Origin of the sequence: Nocardioides sambongensis (genome assembly GCF_006494815.1) — a bacterium.
GTDB lineage: Bacteria > Actinomycetota > Actinomycetes > Propionibacteriales > Nocardioidaceae > Nocardioides > Nocardioides sambongensis.
This window is the reverse complement of sequence record NZ_CP041091.1, coordinates 2,471,837-2,487,103: the sequence shown is the minus strand read 5'-3', so window position 1 is coordinate 2,487,103 and position 15,267 is coordinate 2,471,837. Positions and strand designations below refer to the sequence as shown.

The 15,267-nt window shown below is 73.7% G+C and carries 16 protein-coding genes and 1 pseudogene; 13 read left to right on the top strand and 4 right to left on the bottom strand.

The window, feature by feature from the left end; translation table 11 throughout:
- Positions 1–45: 45 nt before the first annotated feature.
- The 7 genes from FIV43_RS11725 (at position 46) to FIV43_RS11695 (ending at position 5,365) form a co-directional block, all read left to right on the top strand.
- A complete protein-coding gene (locus FIV43_RS11725) occupies positions 46–585 on the top strand; it encodes a hypothetical protein (protein ID WP_141014278.1) in 540 nt (179 codons plus the stop codon).
- Positions 576–905: a hypothetical protein gene (locus FIV43_RS11720; protein WP_141014277.1), complete on the top strand. Its 330-nt coding sequence runs from the start codon at positions 576–578 to the stop codon at positions 903–905. The genes FIV43_RS11725 and FIV43_RS11720 overlap by 10 nt, the downstream gene beginning before the upstream one ends.
- Positions 902–2,752 carry an alpha/beta hydrolase gene (locus tag FIV43_RS11715; protein ID WP_141014276.1) on the top strand — a complete coding sequence of 617 codons (1,851 nt, stop codon included), beginning with the start codon at positions 902–904 and terminating at the stop codon, positions 2,750–2,752. The genes FIV43_RS11720 and FIV43_RS11715 overlap by 4 nt, the downstream gene beginning before the upstream one ends.
- Positions 2,745–3,524 (top strand): TSUP family transporter, encoded by a 780-nt coding sequence (locus tag FIV43_RS11710; RefSeq protein ID WP_141014275.1) that lies wholly within the window; start codon positions 2,745–2,747, stop codon positions 3,522–3,524. The genes FIV43_RS11715 and FIV43_RS11710 overlap by 8 nt, the downstream gene beginning before the upstream one ends.
- Before the next feature lie 59 nt (positions 3,525–3,583).
- A complete protein-coding gene (locus tag FIV43_RS11705; RefSeq protein ID WP_141014274.1) occupies positions 3,584–4,345 on the top strand; it encodes a VOC family protein in 762 nt (253 codons plus the stop codon).
- On the top strand, positions 4,342–4,860 hold the full coding sequence (locus tag FIV43_RS11700; RefSeq protein WP_141014273.1) for a DinB family protein: 519 nt from the start codon (positions 4,342–4,344) through the stop codon (positions 4,858–4,860). Before FIV43_RS11705 ends, FIV43_RS11700 begins: the two co-directional genes overlap by 4 nt.
- A 160-nt stretch (positions 4,861–5,020) precedes the next feature.
- Positions 5,021–5,365 (top strand): GNAT family N-acetyltransferase, encoded by a 345-nt coding sequence (locus FIV43_RS11695; protein ID WP_231123096.1) that lies wholly within the window; start codon positions 5,021–5,023, stop codon positions 5,363–5,365.
- Here FIV43_RS11695 and FIV43_RS11690 read toward each other — a convergent pair.
- Complete coding sequence (locus FIV43_RS11690) at positions 5,349–6,707, bottom strand: ABC1 kinase family protein (RefSeq protein WP_141014271.1); 1,359 nt, start codon at positions 6,705–6,707, stop codon at positions 5,349–5,351. The genes FIV43_RS11695 and FIV43_RS11690 overlap by 17 nt on opposite strands.
- Positions 6,708–6,747: 40 nt before the next feature.
- A pseudogene (gene msrA, locus FIV43_RS11685) lies at positions 6,748–7,367 on the bottom strand (peptide-methionine (S)-S-oxide reductase MsrA).
- Positions 7,368–7,436: 69 nt separating this feature from the next.
- On the opposite strand from msrA, the gene FIV43_RS11680 reads away from it, so the two are divergent.
- The 4 genes from FIV43_RS11680 to ilvA all read left to right on the top strand — a co-directional run bounded on the left by FIV43_RS11680 (position 7,437) and on the right by ilvA (position 12,776).
- Positions 7,437–8,609 carry a cystathionine gamma-synthase gene (locus tag FIV43_RS11680; protein ID WP_231123095.1) on the top strand — a complete coding sequence of 391 codons (1,173 nt, stop codon included), beginning with the start codon at positions 7,437–7,439 and terminating at the stop codon, positions 8,607–8,609.
- A 73-nt stretch (positions 8,610–8,682) separates the two neighbouring features.
- Positions 8,683–10,110, top strand: coding sequence for a glutamate mutase L (locus FIV43_RS11675; RefSeq protein WP_141014270.1), 1,428 nt, complete (start codon positions 8,683–8,685; stop codon positions 10,108–10,110).
- Between the two features lie 10 nt (positions 10,111–10,120).
- The gene (locus tag FIV43_RS11670; protein WP_231123091.1) at positions 10,121–11,554 is read left to right on the top strand and encodes an AI-2E family transporter; all 1,434 of its coding nucleotides are present in this window, start codon (positions 10,121–10,123) and stop codon (positions 11,552–11,554) included.
- Positions 11,547–12,776 carry a threonine ammonia-lyase gene (ilvA, locus tag FIV43_RS11665; RefSeq protein WP_231123090.1) on the top strand — a complete coding sequence of 410 codons (1,230 nt, stop codon included), beginning with the start codon at positions 11,547–11,549 and terminating at the stop codon, positions 12,774–12,776. The genes FIV43_RS11670 and ilvA overlap by 8 nt, the downstream gene beginning before the upstream one ends.
- A gap of 39 nt (positions 12,777–12,815) precedes the next feature.
- Here ilvA and greA read toward each other — a convergent pair whose 3' ends face one another.
- Positions 12,816–13,328: a transcription elongation factor GreA gene (gene greA, locus FIV43_RS11660; RefSeq protein WP_141014269.1), complete on the bottom strand. Its 513-nt coding sequence runs from the start codon at positions 13,326–13,328 to the stop codon at positions 12,816–12,818.
- Positions 13,329–13,588: 260 nt separating this feature from the next.
- Entirely contained in the window at positions 13,589–13,999 is a 411-nt protein-coding gene (locus FIV43_RS11655) for a DUF4307 domain-containing protein (RefSeq protein ID WP_181407463.1), read from the bottom strand.
- 41 nt (positions 14,000–14,040) lie between these two features.
- Here FIV43_RS11655 and mca point away from each other — a divergent pair, with 41 nt between their 5' ends.
- Together mca and FIV43_RS11645 are read left to right on the top strand one after the other, a co-directional pair.
- The gene (mca, locus tag FIV43_RS11650; RefSeq protein ID WP_141014267.1) at positions 14,041–14,946 is read left to right on the top strand and encodes a mycothiol conjugate amidase Mca; all 906 of its coding nucleotides are present in this window, start codon (positions 14,041–14,043) and stop codon (positions 14,944–14,946) included.
- A 63-nt stretch (positions 14,947–15,009) separates the two neighbouring features.
- Positions 15,010–15,258 (top strand): hypothetical protein, encoded by a 249-nt coding sequence (locus tag FIV43_RS11645; RefSeq protein ID WP_141014266.1) that lies wholly within the window; start codon positions 15,010–15,012, stop codon positions 15,256–15,258.
- Positions 15,259–15,267: the final 9 nt, after the last annotated feature.

Below are 15,267 nucleotides of genomic sequence, written 5' to 3'. Positions count from 1 at the left end.
AGCGGGCCCGGTTTCGCCGCCGGGGGCGTCGGGCACCCGCGCTGCATGGACCCAGCAGCCACGAACCCAGCAGCAACGTACCCAGCAGCAGAGCCCGGCCCCGACCCCTTCTGGGCGACGGTACGACGACGCCACCCTGACCTCGATCTCGTCCTGCTCCCCGGCGGCGCCGGCCCGCGCCCGGTCGCCACCCTCGCCGAGGCCCGGGAGCAGATGGCGGCGATCGTCGACGCCTGGGACCGGGTCTCCGCCCTGCTGCCCGGTCCCGAGGCGACCCTCGGGTGGCGCGGTGCCGGTGACCGCCACCGTTTCGTGGTGCAGGCGGCCGTGCCCGGGGTCGGGCGGGGGAGCGGCACGCGGCTGCTCCGCGAGATCGCGGTCGCGGCGGACCGCGTCGGCTGGCACCTGGCCGCCGCCGAGCGTCGCGGCGCCTGCCTGCTCCGGGGCCGGTGCGACCGGCCGCCGATCGAGCTGCGCGCGGAGGCGGGGCTCGGCGCCACCGTGGTGCGCCTGCGCGGAGCCCCGCTCCACCTGGCCGGTGGCGACCTCTCCCGGGTGGTGGCGGAGGCCGCGACATGGGCGTGACATTGGACGTCCCCTTCACCGAGCTGGTCCAGGCCGAGGCCGAGTGGGGCGACGCCGGCGCCGAGCTGGGTGGCGGCTGGCGTCGCCTGGAGGGGGCGTCGGCCGAAGGGTTCGCGCCGGCCGTCGCCACCGCGGTCGAGGGGTTCCGGGAGTCGTGGGTCGAGGAGCTCAAGCGTCTCGCCGACACGGCGACCGAGCACGGCCTCGACCTCGCCGTCTATCGGGCCACGCTGCTGGCCACCGACGTGGTGCGCGCCGAGGCCATCCGGGCGCTGCTGCCCTGGCGGCTCCACGACGCGCGGGTCGAGGAGACCCGGTGACCGGGGTGGGCCTGCCGGCCCCGGTCGGCCCCTTCGCCGAGCTGCGCTCGACCCCGGCGCGCGCCGCCGCCCTCGCCCACGAGCTGCGTGCGGTCGCGGTCGGGGTCGAGGACGTCCAGGCGTGGGCCGCGGGCAGCGGCGCACCGAGCTGGACGGGGCGGACCCGGGACGCCCACGACCACGCCCGCACCCGGTTCGGCCGGCGGCTGGACCGCGCCGAGGCGGCGCTGGAGCGAGCGGTGGTCGCCACCGACCGGTTCGCCGACCGGCTGCGCCGGCTGGCGATCGCCCGGACCACCCTGGAACGTGAGCGGACCGACCTGAACGAGCAGATCCGACAGCTCCGCGCCGAGCTCCGCGCGGCGGCCGTCGCCGATGCCCACCTGCAGCAGCGGGCCCGAGGTGTCGAGCAGCGCGCCAGCGCGCTGCGCGGGGCCATCGGCGAGTGGGCAGCGGAGGCCGACGACGCCGAGGCCGACGTCGTGGCCGCCCTCAGCGGCGTCGACACGGTCACCGAGGGCCTCGCCGCGGCCGAGGATCCCCGACGGGTCGACGTGACCGCGTCGGTGCGCCGGTTGACCGATCTGGCCGGGGACCCGGTCGCGGTCGCCGCCTGGTGGGCCGCGCTGACCCGGGCCCAGCGGCAGGGCCTGATCACCGAGCGTCCCGACCTGGTCGGCCGCACCGGGGGCGTGCCGGTCCGGGCACGTGACGAGGCCAACCGGGCCGCGGTCCGTCACGATCTGGATCGACTCGGCCGCCGCGATCCCGACCGGCTGAGCGAGACCGAGCGGCAGCGCCTGGAGAACGCACGGCGGGTCCACGAGGCGATCGAGAGCCTCGGGGGCAAGGTCGATCCGGTGACCGGGGAGGAGCTGCTCCGGGTGATCGGCTACGGGCCAGCCGACCACGACGGCGACGGCGGCGTCGTGGTCGGTCTCGGCAATCCGGACACGGCCGACCACGTGGCGGTCACCGTGCCGGGCCTGACCACCGAGACCGACAGCCTGCCGGGCCAGCTCGACCACCTCGAGGACCTCTACGACGCCGCGGTCGACCACGACCGCGGCTCGGTGGCGTGCGTCTACTGGGCCGACTACGACGCGCCGAGCGGACCGACCACGGACCCGCTGGACTACCTCGGCGTCGCGACCGACGCCAGGGCCGAGCAGGGCGGGGAGCGACTCAGCGACTTCCTCGACGGGCTCGCCGGCTCGGACCGCGGCGACCCGTCCCACCTGACCGCCATCGGTCACAGCTATGGCTCGACCACGCTCGGTCACGCACTCCAGGACGGCGTCGACGTGGACGACGCCGTCCTGCTCGGCAGCCCGGGCGTGCCGTCCGGCACGGCGGCCGGGCTGACCGGGGCCGAGGTGTGGGTGGGCAGCATGGACAACGATCCGGTCACCCTCCTCGGTGAGCACGACGGCGGTGGGGTCGGAGCGCTCGGCCGCGACCCCGCCAGCGACGACTTCGGCGCGCAGCGCTTCGCCACCGGTGACGGCTCGCCCCGCTTCGAGGACCTGCTGGACAACCACGGCGCCTACTTCGAGGATGATGCGCTCGCCAACATCTCCCGCGTCGTGGTGGACGACGACGCCGCGGTGTCCTTGCAACCGCGACGTGGCGACCCCGGCGGGGCCTACCTCCCCTCGAGCTGCTGCTGGCGAGGTCGGCGCGCGACGGGGTCGCCGGGTGGTTGCTGGAGCGCGGCGCGGACCTGCTCGACGCGGTGCGGTGACTCCCACCGATTCCCACCGACTCCCGGCACCACCGGCTGCGCGACCGGTTCGACCCGGACCGGGTCGACCAGGAAGGATGGCGCCGTGATGGCGGGTGAGTGACCTCAGCGTCGAGGTGGTGCTGCTGCTGGCGCTGGCCGCCCTGGCGGCCGGCTTCGTCGACGCCGTGGTCGGTGGGGGCGGACTGATCCAGCTGCCGGCCCTGCTGCTGGGCCTGCCGAGCGCCAGCCCGGTCCAGGTGCTGGCCACCAACAAGCTCGCCTCGATGTGCGGCACGGCCACCAGCTCGGTGACCTACTACCGCCGGATCCGCCCGGACCCGGCGACGTTCCTGCCGCTGATGGCCCTGGCCCTGGTCGGCTCCTTCGTCGGCGCGCTGGGCGCCTCCCACCTGCCCAAGGAGGCGTTCGAGCCGATCGTCCTGGTCGTCCTGATCGTGGTCGGCGCCTACGTGCTGCTCCGGCCCGACCTGGGCGAGGAGACCGCGCTGCGCTTCTCCGGCCACCGGCACCGGTTCGCCGCGATGGCCGTCGGCTTCGTCATCGGCGTCTACGACGGCCTGCTCGGCCCCGGCACCGGCAGCTTCTTCGTGTTCGCGCTCGTCGGGCTGCTCGGCTACGACTTCCTCCAGGCCTCGGCCAAGGCCAAGCTGGCGAACTTCGCCACCAACCTCGGTGCGCTGCTGCTCTTCATCCCGACCGGTGCCGTCCTCTGGGACGTCGGACTGATGATGGGGGCGTGCAACCTGATCGGCGGCTACCTCGGCGCCCGCACCGCCGTCGCCCGCGGCAGCGGGTTCGTCCGGGCGTTCTTCATCGTGGTGGTCAGCGGCTTCATCATCAGGATCGGCGGCGGGCTGCTGGGGGTGTGGTGAGTGGCGGCGACGCCGGAAACCGACCTGCGGCGCACCGCGGCGTCTCCTAGGTTGGACCAGTGAGCTCACCGACCGCGCCGTTCTGGGTGTCCGCGTTCCTGGACCTCGCGCCCGACCACCACGCCGAGGGTCTCCTCTTCTGGTCCGTGCTCACCGGCTATCCGGTCTCCGCGCCGCGTGGCGCCGGCGAGGAGTTCGCCACGCTGCTCCCCGCCCACGGCGATGCCTACCTGCGGGCCCAGCGTCTCGGCACCGGACCGGGCCGGATCCACCTGGACCTGCACGTGGCCGACCCGCGCGCCGCCGCGGACCACGCGATCACGCTGGGGGCGGCCGAGGTGGTCGACCATCCGCAGTGGCACTACGTGGTGATGGCCAGCCCGGCGGGGGTGCCCTTCTGCTTCGTCAGCCACCCCGCGACCGAGCGTCCCGAGGCGACGCGGTGGGGAGGACACACCTCGCGGCTCGACCAGGTGTGCCTGGACGTGCCGCCGGCGTCGTACCGGACGGAGGTGGGGTTCTGGTCGGCGCTCACCGGGTGGCAGACCCGGGCCTCTCCGGTGTCGGAGGGGTTCACGTCGCTGGTGCGACCGTCCGGGCAGCCGCTCCGCTTCCTGCTGCAACGGCTGGACGGAGCCGGCGACGTCCCCGGTGCACACCTGGACTGGGCCACCGACGACCGTGCCGAGGAGGTCGCCCGGCACCGGGCGCTCGGCGCCGAGGTGGTCGCCGAGCACCCGGTCTGGACGGTGCTGCGGGACCCGGTCGGCCGGGTCTACTGCGTCACCGACCGCGACCCGGCGACCGGAGTGCTGCGATGAGCGTGCCGCGGACCGAACCGCCGCGGGCGGCGGACGAGACCACGATGCTGCGCGCCTTCCTGGACTACCACCGCGCCACCCTGCTCCGTCAGGCGGAGGGCCTCGACGCCGAGCAGCTCGGCCGGTCGCTGCCGCCGAGCACGATGACCCTGGGCGGCATGCTCAAGCACCTCGCGTTCGTCGAGGACTGGTGGTTCAACGTCACCCTGCTCGGCGACGAGCCGGCGCCACCGTGGGACACCGTCGACTGGGAGGCCGACGGCGACTGGGACTGGCACAGCGCGGCGCACGACACCCCCGACGGGCTGCGCACGCTGCTCGCCGGGGCGATCGCCCGGTCCGAGGAGATCCTCGGCGACCGGCCGGACCTCGAGCGGGTCGCCGTCCGGCACCGCCCCGGGCGCAGCCCGGTCACCCTGCGGTGGATCCTGGTGCACATGATCGAGGAGTACGCCCGCCACTGCGGCCACGCCGACCTGATCCGGGAGTCCGTCGACGGAGCGACCGACCTGTGAGCACGATCCGGCCGGCCACGCACCAGGACTGGGCGCAGATCCACCCCTTCTGGCAGCGGATCGTCACCGACGGCGAGACCTACGCCTACCCGAGGACCTGAGCAGCGACCAGGCCCGGGCGCTCTGGTACGACGGCAGCGACCGTCCCGACACCGAGGTCGTGGTGCTGGAGGAGGACGGCCGGATCCTGGGCAGCGCCAGGATGGGTCCCAACCGGCCGGCCCGCGGGTCCCACATCGGCACCGCCTCGTTCATGGTCGACGAGGCCGCCCGCGGCGCGGGTGTGGGCCGCCGCCTCGGCGAGCACGTGATCGGGTGGCACCGCGCGCACGGCTTCGCGGGCATCCAGTTCAACGCGGTGGTGGAGACCAACACCGGCGCCGTACGGCTGTGGCAGCGGCTCGGCTTCGAGATCGTCGGCACGGTGCCCGGCGCCTTCGACTCCCGCCGCCACGGCCGGGTGGGCCTGCACGTGATGTACCTGGACCTCACTCCGGAGGGCTGAACCCCGGGAGGAACTCGGTCATCAGGGCTCGGAACGGCGCCTCGGCCTCGAGCTGGCTGAGCACGCCGACGCCGCCGAGCCAGGTGCGGTGGATGAGCAGGTACTGCGGCGGCAGGTTGAGCTTGACGGTGATCGCGTAGGCCGGGTCGCGGGGGTCGTTGAGCCGCTGGAACTGCTCGCGCATCCACTCCCGGGAGAACCGGAACCGCTCGGTCAGCGTCGGCTCGACGAAGGGGGCCAGATAGTCGCGCAGCAGTTGCGGGTCGACCCGGATCCGGTCCTTGAGGAAGCCCTCCTCGCGCAGGCCGTCGAGCAGTGCGTCGCCGTCCCCGTCCGCGCAGAGCGAGATCAGCCGGCCCATCGACGACGGCAGACCGTGCTGCGGGAGCCGGGCGACCGCACCGTAGTCGAGCACGCCGAGCCGCCCGGGCGACCCGTCCTCGGCGGGGATGATCCGGAAGTTGCCGGGGTGGGGGTCGGCGTGGAGCAAGCCGGTGCGGGCCGGGCCGGAGAAGAGGAACCGGGCGAAGAGCTGCCCGTAGTGGTCCCGCTCGGCAGGGCTGCCGGTGGCGATCACGGTCGCCAGCGAAGTGGCGGAGTCGAGCCACTCGGTGATCAGCACCCGCGGTCCGACGGCCACCACGTCGGGCACCACGATGTCGGGGTCGTCGGCGAACGCGGCGGCGAACGTCCGCTGGGCCTGCGCCTCGAGGTCGTAGTCGAGCTCCTCGCGCGCGCGGGCCTGCACCTCCTCGACCAGCGGCTTGACGTCCAGGCCGGGCACCAGAGGACCGATCGCCCGGGCGGCACGGGCCAGCGTGCGCAGGTCGGACTGGAGGGCGTCGCCGGCCTCCGGATACTGCACCTTCACCGCCACCCGCCGCTCGGTCCCGCTCGGGTCGTCGGGGTCGCGCCACCGGCCCTCGTGGACCTGCCCGATCGACGCCGCCGCGGTCGGTGCGCCGTCCAGCCAGACCAGTCGTCGCTTCCAGTCCGCGCCGAGGTCGGCGGTGAGGATGTCACGCACCGTCTGGGTGGGCATCGGCGGCGCCGAGTCCTGCAGGCGGGTGAGCTGCGCGCGGTAGGGGGCGGCGAGCTCCTCGGGCAGCGCGGACTCCAGCACCGAGAGGGCCTGCCCGAACTTCATCGCGCCGCCCTTCAGCTCGCCGAGTGTGCGGAAGAGCTGCTCGGCGGTCCGCTGCTGGACCTCGCTCATCACCGCCTCGGCGGGTGCACCGCCCAGACGCTTGCCGAACCCGAGGGCGGTCCTGCCGGCATAGCCGAGCGGCAGCGCGGCCAGTCTGGCCGTCCGCGCTGCCGCCTTGCGGGGGAGGTCCGCCATGCCTCCATTGTGGCGGGTTGGTGCAACCGGGGGCGTCAGGTCACGCGGGGAAGGCGATCCCGGTGTTGGCGTGGCACCGGTAGCCGTTCGGCACCTTGTGCAGGTACTGCTGGTGGTGCGGCTCGGCGTAGTAGTACGCGCCGGCGGGGGCGATCTCGGTGGTGATCTCGCCGTAGCCGCGAGCCGCGATCTCGTCGCCGTACACCTTGGTCAGCTCACGCGCGGTCTGCTCCTGCTCGGGGAGTGGACGTAGATCGCCGAGCGGTACTGGGTGCCGACGTCGTTGCCCTGGCGCATCCCCTGGGTGGGGTCGTGCACCACGAAGAACTGCTTGACCAGGTCGGCGTACGAGACGCGGCTGGGGTCGAAGACCACGCGGATGGCCTCGGTGTGCCCGGTGCGGCCGGAGCACACCTCCTCGTACGTCGGGTGCGGGGTGAAGCCGCCGGCGTACCCGACCGACGTCGACCAGACGCCGGGGACCTGCCAGAAGATCTCCTCCGCGCCCCAGAAGCAGCCGAGACCGAACTCGGCGATCTCGAACCCGTCGGGGATGTTGCCGGCGTCGGTGACCAGCGGGGTGTGCAGCACCTCGTGCAGCGCCGGGAGGGGAGTGGGTGGCTGCTCGCGGCCGGGCAGGGCCGCGGCGGGGTCGACCATCTGGGTCTTGCGGGATGCGAACATGCCTCCATTCTCCCCGCAGACACAAGCCCTGAGTAGTCTCGAAGGGTGAGCGACGCAGACCTGAGCAGCCACCTGAACGACGCCGGCTTCGAGACCCGCGCCATCCACGCCGGGTATGCGCCGGACCCGACCACCGGAGCGGTGATCCCGCCGATCTACGCGACCTCGACCTACGCCCAGGACGGCGTCGGCGGGTTGCGCAACGGCTACGAGTACAGCCGCTCGGGCAACCCGACCCGGACCGCGCTGGAGTCCACGCTGGCCGCGCTCGAGGGCGGCAGCCACGGGTTCGCCTTCGCCTCCGGCCTGGCCGCGGAGGACACCCTGGTCCGCGCGCTGTGCCGGCCGGGCGACCACGTGGTGCTGCCCGACGACGCCTACGGCGGCACCTTCCGCCTCTTCGACAAGGTCGAGCAGGCCTGGGGGCTGACCCACAGCCCGGCCTCGGTCGCCGACCCGCAGGCCGTCGCCGCGGCGATCCGCCCGGGCGAGACCACGCTGGTCTGGGTGGAGACGCCCACCAACCCGCTGCTCTCCATCGGCGACATCGCCGCGCTCGCCGAGGTGGCCCACGCCGCCGGGGCGCTGCTGGTCGTGGACAACACGTTCGCCTCGCCCTACCTGCAGCAGCCGCTGGCGCTGGGCGCCGACGTGGTCGTGCACTCCACCACCAAGTACGCCGGCGGCCACTCCGACGTCGTCGGCGGGGCGATCGTGGTCGACGACGCCGGGCTCGCGGAGAAGGTCGGCTACCACCAGAACGCGATCGGCGGGGTCGCCGGCCCGTTCGACTCCTGGCTGGTGCTGCGCGGGTTGAAGACGCTGGCGCTGCGGATGGACCGGCACTGCGACAACGCGGAGCGGATCGTCGACTTCCTGGCGGGCCATCCCGCGGTCAGCGAGGTGATCTACCCCGGCCTGGAGTCCCACCCGGGCCACGAGGTGGCGCGCCGCCAGATGAAGCGGTTCGGCGGGATGGTCTCGTTCCGGGTCACCGGCGGTGAGGAGCAGGCGCTCGCGGTCTGCGCCGCCACCGAGGTCTTCACCCTCGCCGAGTCCCTCGGCGGCATCGAGTCGCTGATCGAGCACCCGGGCCGGATGACCCACGCCAGCGTCGCCGGCACCGACCTCGAGGTGCCCGCGGACCTGATCCGGCTGTCGGTCGGGATCGAGACCTCCGACGACCAGGTCGCCGACCTCGCCCGCGCGCTTGGCTGAGCCCGCGCGCTTGGCTGAGCCCGCGCGCTCGGCCGAGCCCGCGCGCTCGGCAGAGCCCGGGTCGGACCCGCCCGTGACCGGGCTGGTGCTCTGCGTCGACATCGGCTCGACCTTCACCAAGGTCCTGGCCGTGGACCTCGACACCGCCGAGGTGGTCGCATCGGTCGCCCACCCGACCTGGGCCAGCGGCGATGTCGCCGACGCCGTCGCCGCGGCCCGTGCCCGGCTCGCCGGCGCCGACCCCCGGGCCGACCGGGCGCCGGTGATGGCCTGCTCCAGCGCCGGCGGTGGCCTGGGGATCGCCGTCCTCGGCAACGAGGAGCTGGTGACCGCCGAGGCCGGCCGCCGGGTCGCGCTCTCCAGCGGCGGACGGGTGGTCGGTGTCGTCGCCACCGGCGAGGCAGCCGGCCTGGTCGACCGGGTCGACGCCGCCCTGGCCGACGCGGACGTGGTGCTGCTGACCGGGGGCACCGACGGTGGCAACCCCGACGCGCTGGTGCGCGGCGCCACCACGCTGGTCGACGCCGGATGGTCCGGACCCGTCGTCGTCGCGGGCAACGTCGAGGCGCGGCAGCGGACCCTGGAGACGCTGGCCCGCGCCGCCGGCATCGCCGCCGTCGCCGTGGACAACGTGGTGCCGCGGATCGGCGTGCTCGCCCCGCACGGCGCCCGGGTCGCGATCCGCTCGATGTTCCTGGAGCACGTCATCGGCGGCAAGGGACTCTCGGCAGACCCGGACCTGCTCGCCGCCGTGCACGGCGCCACCCCCGACATCGTGCTGCGCGGCGTCGAGATGATCGCAGCGGTGGTCGGGGAGGTGGCGGTGGTGGACGTCGGTGGCTCGACCACGGACGTCTACTCGGTGCGCCCGCCCGACCCCGAGGACGCCGGGCTGGCGCGCGAGGTCGTCGCCACCGCGGCGGCCGCCCGCACCGTCGAGGCCGACCTGGGCATGCGGCACTCGGCGTCGGGCGTGCTGGCGGCCGACGACCCCGCCGCCCGCGCCACCCGAGCGGTGCTCCCGCCCGACGGCACGGGGCCCGGTGAGGCAGTGCTGGCGGGCGGCGCCGAGCGGCGTCGTACCGAGCCGGGGTGGGTGGTGCCGCCGGCCGCGGACGGCAACGGCGAGTGGGCGGTCGAGGCCGAGATCGCACGGCGTGCGGCCGGCACCGCCGTACGACGCCACGCCGGGCGGTCGACCGTGGTGCTGGCTCCGGACGGACGGGTGGTCGAGCGGACCGGGGTCGACCTGCGCGAGGTCGGGCTGCTGGTGGGGTCCGGCGGCGTGCTCCGGCACGGTCCGGCCGGCCTCGCCGAGCGGGTGCTGGGCGGGTTGGTGACCGGGCACGACCCCGACGGCTGGCAGCTGCCGGGTCGGGCTCGGACGGTGGTCGACCACGACTACCTGCTGGTGGCGATCGGGCTCCTGGCCGAGGTCCGTCCCGACGTCGCGCGTCGGCTCGCCGACCGGATCGCTTCGGCGTCGGGACGCACCATCTAGAGTCCAGGGAGTGAACCCCGAGGACCGCGACGAGCCCGTCGGCGAGGAGCCGAACGGCACGGCGGACGACCACCGACCGGATGACGACGCGGTGCGCCCCGATGCGGACGCCGCGTCGGCGGCGGACGTCGAGGACGGCGACGATCGCCCCGCCGCACGGCCCGGTCACTGGCGTCGCCGCCGGTCACGCCCGCACGGGCGGCCCGGGGCGGAGGACGAGACGCCGGAGGAGCGTGCCGAACGCCTGCACGAGGAGACCCTGCTGCGTCGGTTCGCGCAGCAGTGGGCCGTGGTGCGCGAGGAGCGCCGGGCCGAGCCCGCGCCGATCTCCACCGGCCCGTCCAACTTCGCGCAGGCGCAGGTGCCGTGGGGCCTGGACCTGGCCGCCGGGTGGGCCTGGCGACTGCTGCTCATCGGCGCCGCCGGCTACGGCGTGCTCTGGCTCTTCGGCTTCTTCTCGGTGGTCACCGTGCCGCTGGCGGTCGCGCTGCTGATCAGTGCCCTCGCCGCGCCGTTCGTCGGCGGCCTCGCCCGGCTCGGACTACCCCGCGGCCTCTGCGCGCTGCTGGTGGTGATCGGCGGCTTCGCTCTGGTCGGCGCCTTGCTCACCTTCGCCGGGCAGCAGGTGGCGACGGGGGCCTCCGACCTCGCCGACTCGACCGTCGAGGGCCTGGGCCAGATCAGGTCCTGGCTGCGCGACGGGCCGCTCAACGCCAGCGACTCCCAGATCAACGAGTACATCGCCAGCGCCCAGCAGATGATCCAGGACCGCTCCCAGGACGGGGAGGTGATCACCCAGGTCACCGAGGTCGGCTCGGCGGTGACGCACGTGGTCGCCGGGTTCTTCATCGCCCTCTTCGCGACCTACTTCTTCCTCGCGGACGGTGACCGGATCTGGTCCTGGCTGGTGCGGATCGCGCCCCGTGCGGCGCGGGAGCGGGTCGACTCCTCGGGCCGGGTCGCCTGGCTGTCGCTGGTCCAGTTCGTCCGGGCCACCGTGATCGTGGCGCTGGTCGACGCGATCGGCATCGCGCTGGGCGCCGCGATCCTCAACGTGCCGTTCGTGCTGGCGATCGGCGTCCTGGTCTTCCTCGGCGCGTTCGTGCCGATGATCGGTGCCACCGTCGCCGGCACTGTCGCCGTCCTGGTGGCACTGGTCGACCAGGGCCCGATCACCGCGCTGCTGATGGCCGCCGTGGTGATCGGTGTCCAGCAGCTCGAGGGCCACGTGCTGCAGCCGTTCCTGCTCGGCCGCTGGGTCTCCCTGCACCCGCTCGGCGTCATCGTCGCGATCGCGGCGGGCGTCCTGGTCGCCGGCGTGGTCGGCGCGCTGGTCGCGGTGCCGCTGGCAGCGGCGACCAACGCGGTGGTGCTGCACCTGGCCGACCGGGCGGAGCCGCCGGAGGAGATGGCGGAGGCGATCGAGGAGGCCGGCGGTGACTGACCCGACGGAGGTCTTCGACCCGGAGCTGATCGCCGGCGCCCGGTCGCTGGTGGACCAGGTCGCGGTGACCACGCCGCTGATCGAGTCCCGCTGGCTGACCGGCCGGTTGGGGCGCCCGGTGCTGCTGAAGTGCGAGAACCTGCAGCGCACCGGCTCGTTCAAGGTCCGCGGGTCGGCGGTCCGGATCGCCCACCTCGATCCCGACGCCCGGGCGCGCGGCGTGGTCGCTGCCTCGGCCGGCAACCACGCCCAGGGGGTGGCCCTGGCCGCCCAGCAGCACGGCATCGACTGCACGGTGTTCATGCCCGACGGTGCGCCGATCAACAAGGAGCGCGCCACCCGCAACTACGGCGCGGACGTCGTCTTCGCCGGTCGCACCCTGGAGGACGCGCTCGCCGCCGCGGAGGATCGGGCGGCGCAAACCGGGGCGACCCTGATCCACCCCTTCGACCACGCCGACATCGTGGCCGGGCAGGGCACGGTCGGGCTGGAGATCCTCGAGCAGTGCCCCGAGGTCGGCTGCGTCGTCGTACCGACCGGCGGGGGAGGGCTGCTGGGCGGCATCGCCGCCGCGGTGCGCCACGCCCGCGACGACGTCCGGGTGATCGGGGTCCAGGCAGCCGCCGCGGCGGCGTTCCCGGCCTCGCTGGAGGCCGGTCGGCCGATCAGGCTGACCGAGATGGCCACCATGGCCGACGGGATCGCGGTCGGCCGGCCCGGCGAGCTCACGCTCGCGCTCGTGCAGGCCTACGTGGACCGGATCGTGACCGTCGCCGAGGAGTCGCTCTCCCGTGCCCTGCTGGCCCTGGTCGAGCGGGAGAAGCTGGTGGTCGAGCCGGCCGGCGCGGCCGCGGCCGCGGCATTGGCCGACGGGACGATCGACCCGGCCGCCCTGCCCGACGGACCCGTCGTGGTGCTGCTGTCGGGCGGGAACGTCGATCCGCTGCTGCTCGGCAAGGTGATCCGGCACGGACTCGCCGCGGCCGGCCGCTACCTGGCGCTGGAGGTCACCATCCCGGACCTGCCCGGCGGCCTGGTGCGCCTGCTCGCCGAGGTGGCCGATGCGGGGGCGAACGTGCTGGAGGTGGTGCACGAGCGGACCACGCCGGGGCTGCACCTGAACGAGGTCGCGGTGCACCTGCAGCTGGAGACCCGCGGAGACGAACATGCCGCAGCCGTTCTGGAACGGCTGCGGCAGCACGGCTTCGTCACCGGTCGGTGACCTCGGCCCTGGAGGACCGGGGCACCGACCGGGACGGCGTCAGGACTGGAAGGGCTTCGCGTCGAGGATGATGACGGTCTGGGTGCGACCGTTCACCTCGTAGGAGACGGTGTCGCCCTTGCTCTTGCCGTTGATCGCGGCGCCGAGCGGGGCCTCCGGGGTGTAGACGGTCAGACCGTCGCTGGGGGCCTCGCGCGAGCCGAGCAGCAGGAAGGTCTCCGCCTCGTCGTCGTCATCGCCCTCGAACTTGTAGGTGACCACCATGCCGGGCTCGACCACCCCGTCGTCCGGCGGGGTCTCACCGATCTCGGCGCGGCGGATCATGTCCTCGAGTTGCGCGATCCGGGCCTCGTTCTTGCCCTGCTCCTCGCGAGCGGCGTGGTATCCGCCGTTCTCCTTCAGGTCACCCTCGTCGCGGGCAGCGCTGATCTCGGCCACGATCTCCTGACGGCGGGTGCCCTTGAGGTGATCGAGCTCGGACTGCAGCTTGTCGAAGGCATCCTGGGTCAACCAGACGGTGTTCTGGCCGCCTGCCTGCTCGGTCTGCGTCATGGCTACTCCTGAGTGCTACTCGGGTTCGGGGTACTTCGGGGTGTGCGTACTACGGGGTTTCCGCGCCCTCCGGCGCAGTGATGCCGTCCGACGCCTGGCTGATCGGCCATCAGGTCTGGACGTGCGCCACGTCTCCGTGGCGGCCTGCGTGCGGAGCACGCTAGCGGTCTCAGAGCGCGTCGTGGACGGCAGAACGCCCACCTTAGCAACCGAGGCGCGACTGCGCAGAGTCGGTGACCGGGGTCACCGGGGCGATGCGGTCACTGGGGACGCGGTTGGCCCTCCGCGGTGCACCCCACCCAGTCCACCGCGGTGGCGAGCCGGTCGGTGTTGAACTCGAAGGTGTGGTCGGGCCCCTCGTCCGGGTCGGGGTGGACGGTCACCTCGCCCACCACGACCTTGTCGTGGGCGATCGCGCGCACCAGGCACGAGGTCTCGACCGGCCCGTCGCCGTACTGAAGGCGCACCGTGACGGTGGCGGTGTGGTCGTCGAGGACGTCGTTGGCGATCATCTCCGACTTGACCGGCGGGTCGGCGTTGAACACGGTGGCCCAGCCGAGCCAGACGAGCCCGGCGAGCACGATCGCGCCGCCGATCACCGTGACCAGGATGCGTCCGGTCAACGAGGGCGCGCCGTAGCGATCCTTCAGGGAATCCTCGCGCGTGCTCACCGGTTCATGATCCCATGGCGCCACTTCCTACGATGGTCGGCATGTCCGCTGACCGCTCCGCCGGTGCACCCGCTCACACCGGCCTCCGTCTGATGCACGTGCACGCCCACCCCGACGACGAGTCGAGCAAGGGCGCCGCCTCCACCGCGCGGTACGTCGCCGAGGGCGTGGACGTCCACGTGGTGACCTGCACCGGCGGCGAGCGCGGCTCGGTGCTGAACCCGAAGATGGACCGGCCCGACGTCCTGGCCAACATCACCGAGATCCGGCGCCAGGAGATGGAGCGGGCACGGGACATCCTGGGCGTCACCCAGGACTGGCTCGGGTTCGTCGACTCCGGCTGGCCCGACGGTGACCCGAAGCCCCCGCTGCCCGAGGGCTGCTTCGCCCTGGAGCCGCTGGAGGTGGCCACCGAGCGGCTGGTGCGGCTGGTGCGCTCCTTCCGCCCGCAGGTGATGACGACGTACGACGAGCGCGGCGGCTATCCGCACCCGGACCACATCCGCTGCCACGAGGTGAGCGTCGCTGCGTTCGAGGCGGCCGCCGATCCCGAGCGGTTCCCGGAGGCGGGGGAGCCGTGGCAGGTCAGCAAGCTCTACTACCACCACTCCTTCAACCGGCCGCGGATGCAGGCGATCCACGACGCGATGATCGAGCACGGGTTGGAGTCGCCCTGGGCCGAGCGGCTGGAGAAGTGGGAGAAGGAGCCCGAGTGGGACGCCCGGATCACCACCCGGGTGCCGTGCGCGGACTACTTCGGTGTGCGGGACCAGGCGCTGCTCGCCCACGCCACGCAGATCGACCCCGACGGCTTCTGGTTCGCCATCCCGCGCGAGCTCCAGGAGAAGGTCTGGCCGACCGAGGACTACGAGCTCGTGGTGAGCCACGTGGAGAGCCAGCTCCCGGAGGACGACCTGTTCGCGGGGATCACCGCCGACCCGGCGTGACCGGAATCCGCCCGACCCGACGCCGACTCGGCCTCCTGTGCCGCGCAGTGGCAGTATGGATGCATGTTGGCCGGAATAGCCCCGCTCCTGACGCCCCTCGTCGAGAAGGCGCCTGACGCGAACGACGTCGTCGCCGGGTGGATGGGCTTCGCGGTGTTCATCGGCCTGATCCTCGCGGTGGTCGTGCTCGGGTGGAGCCTGGTCAGGCAGCTGCGCAAGACCGACAAGGCCGCCGCCGACGGGGTGTTCGGCGCCGAGGCCGCCGAGAAGGTGGCGAGGGCGCGGGGCGGCTCGGCCGCCGACGAGCGCTGACCCGGCGCC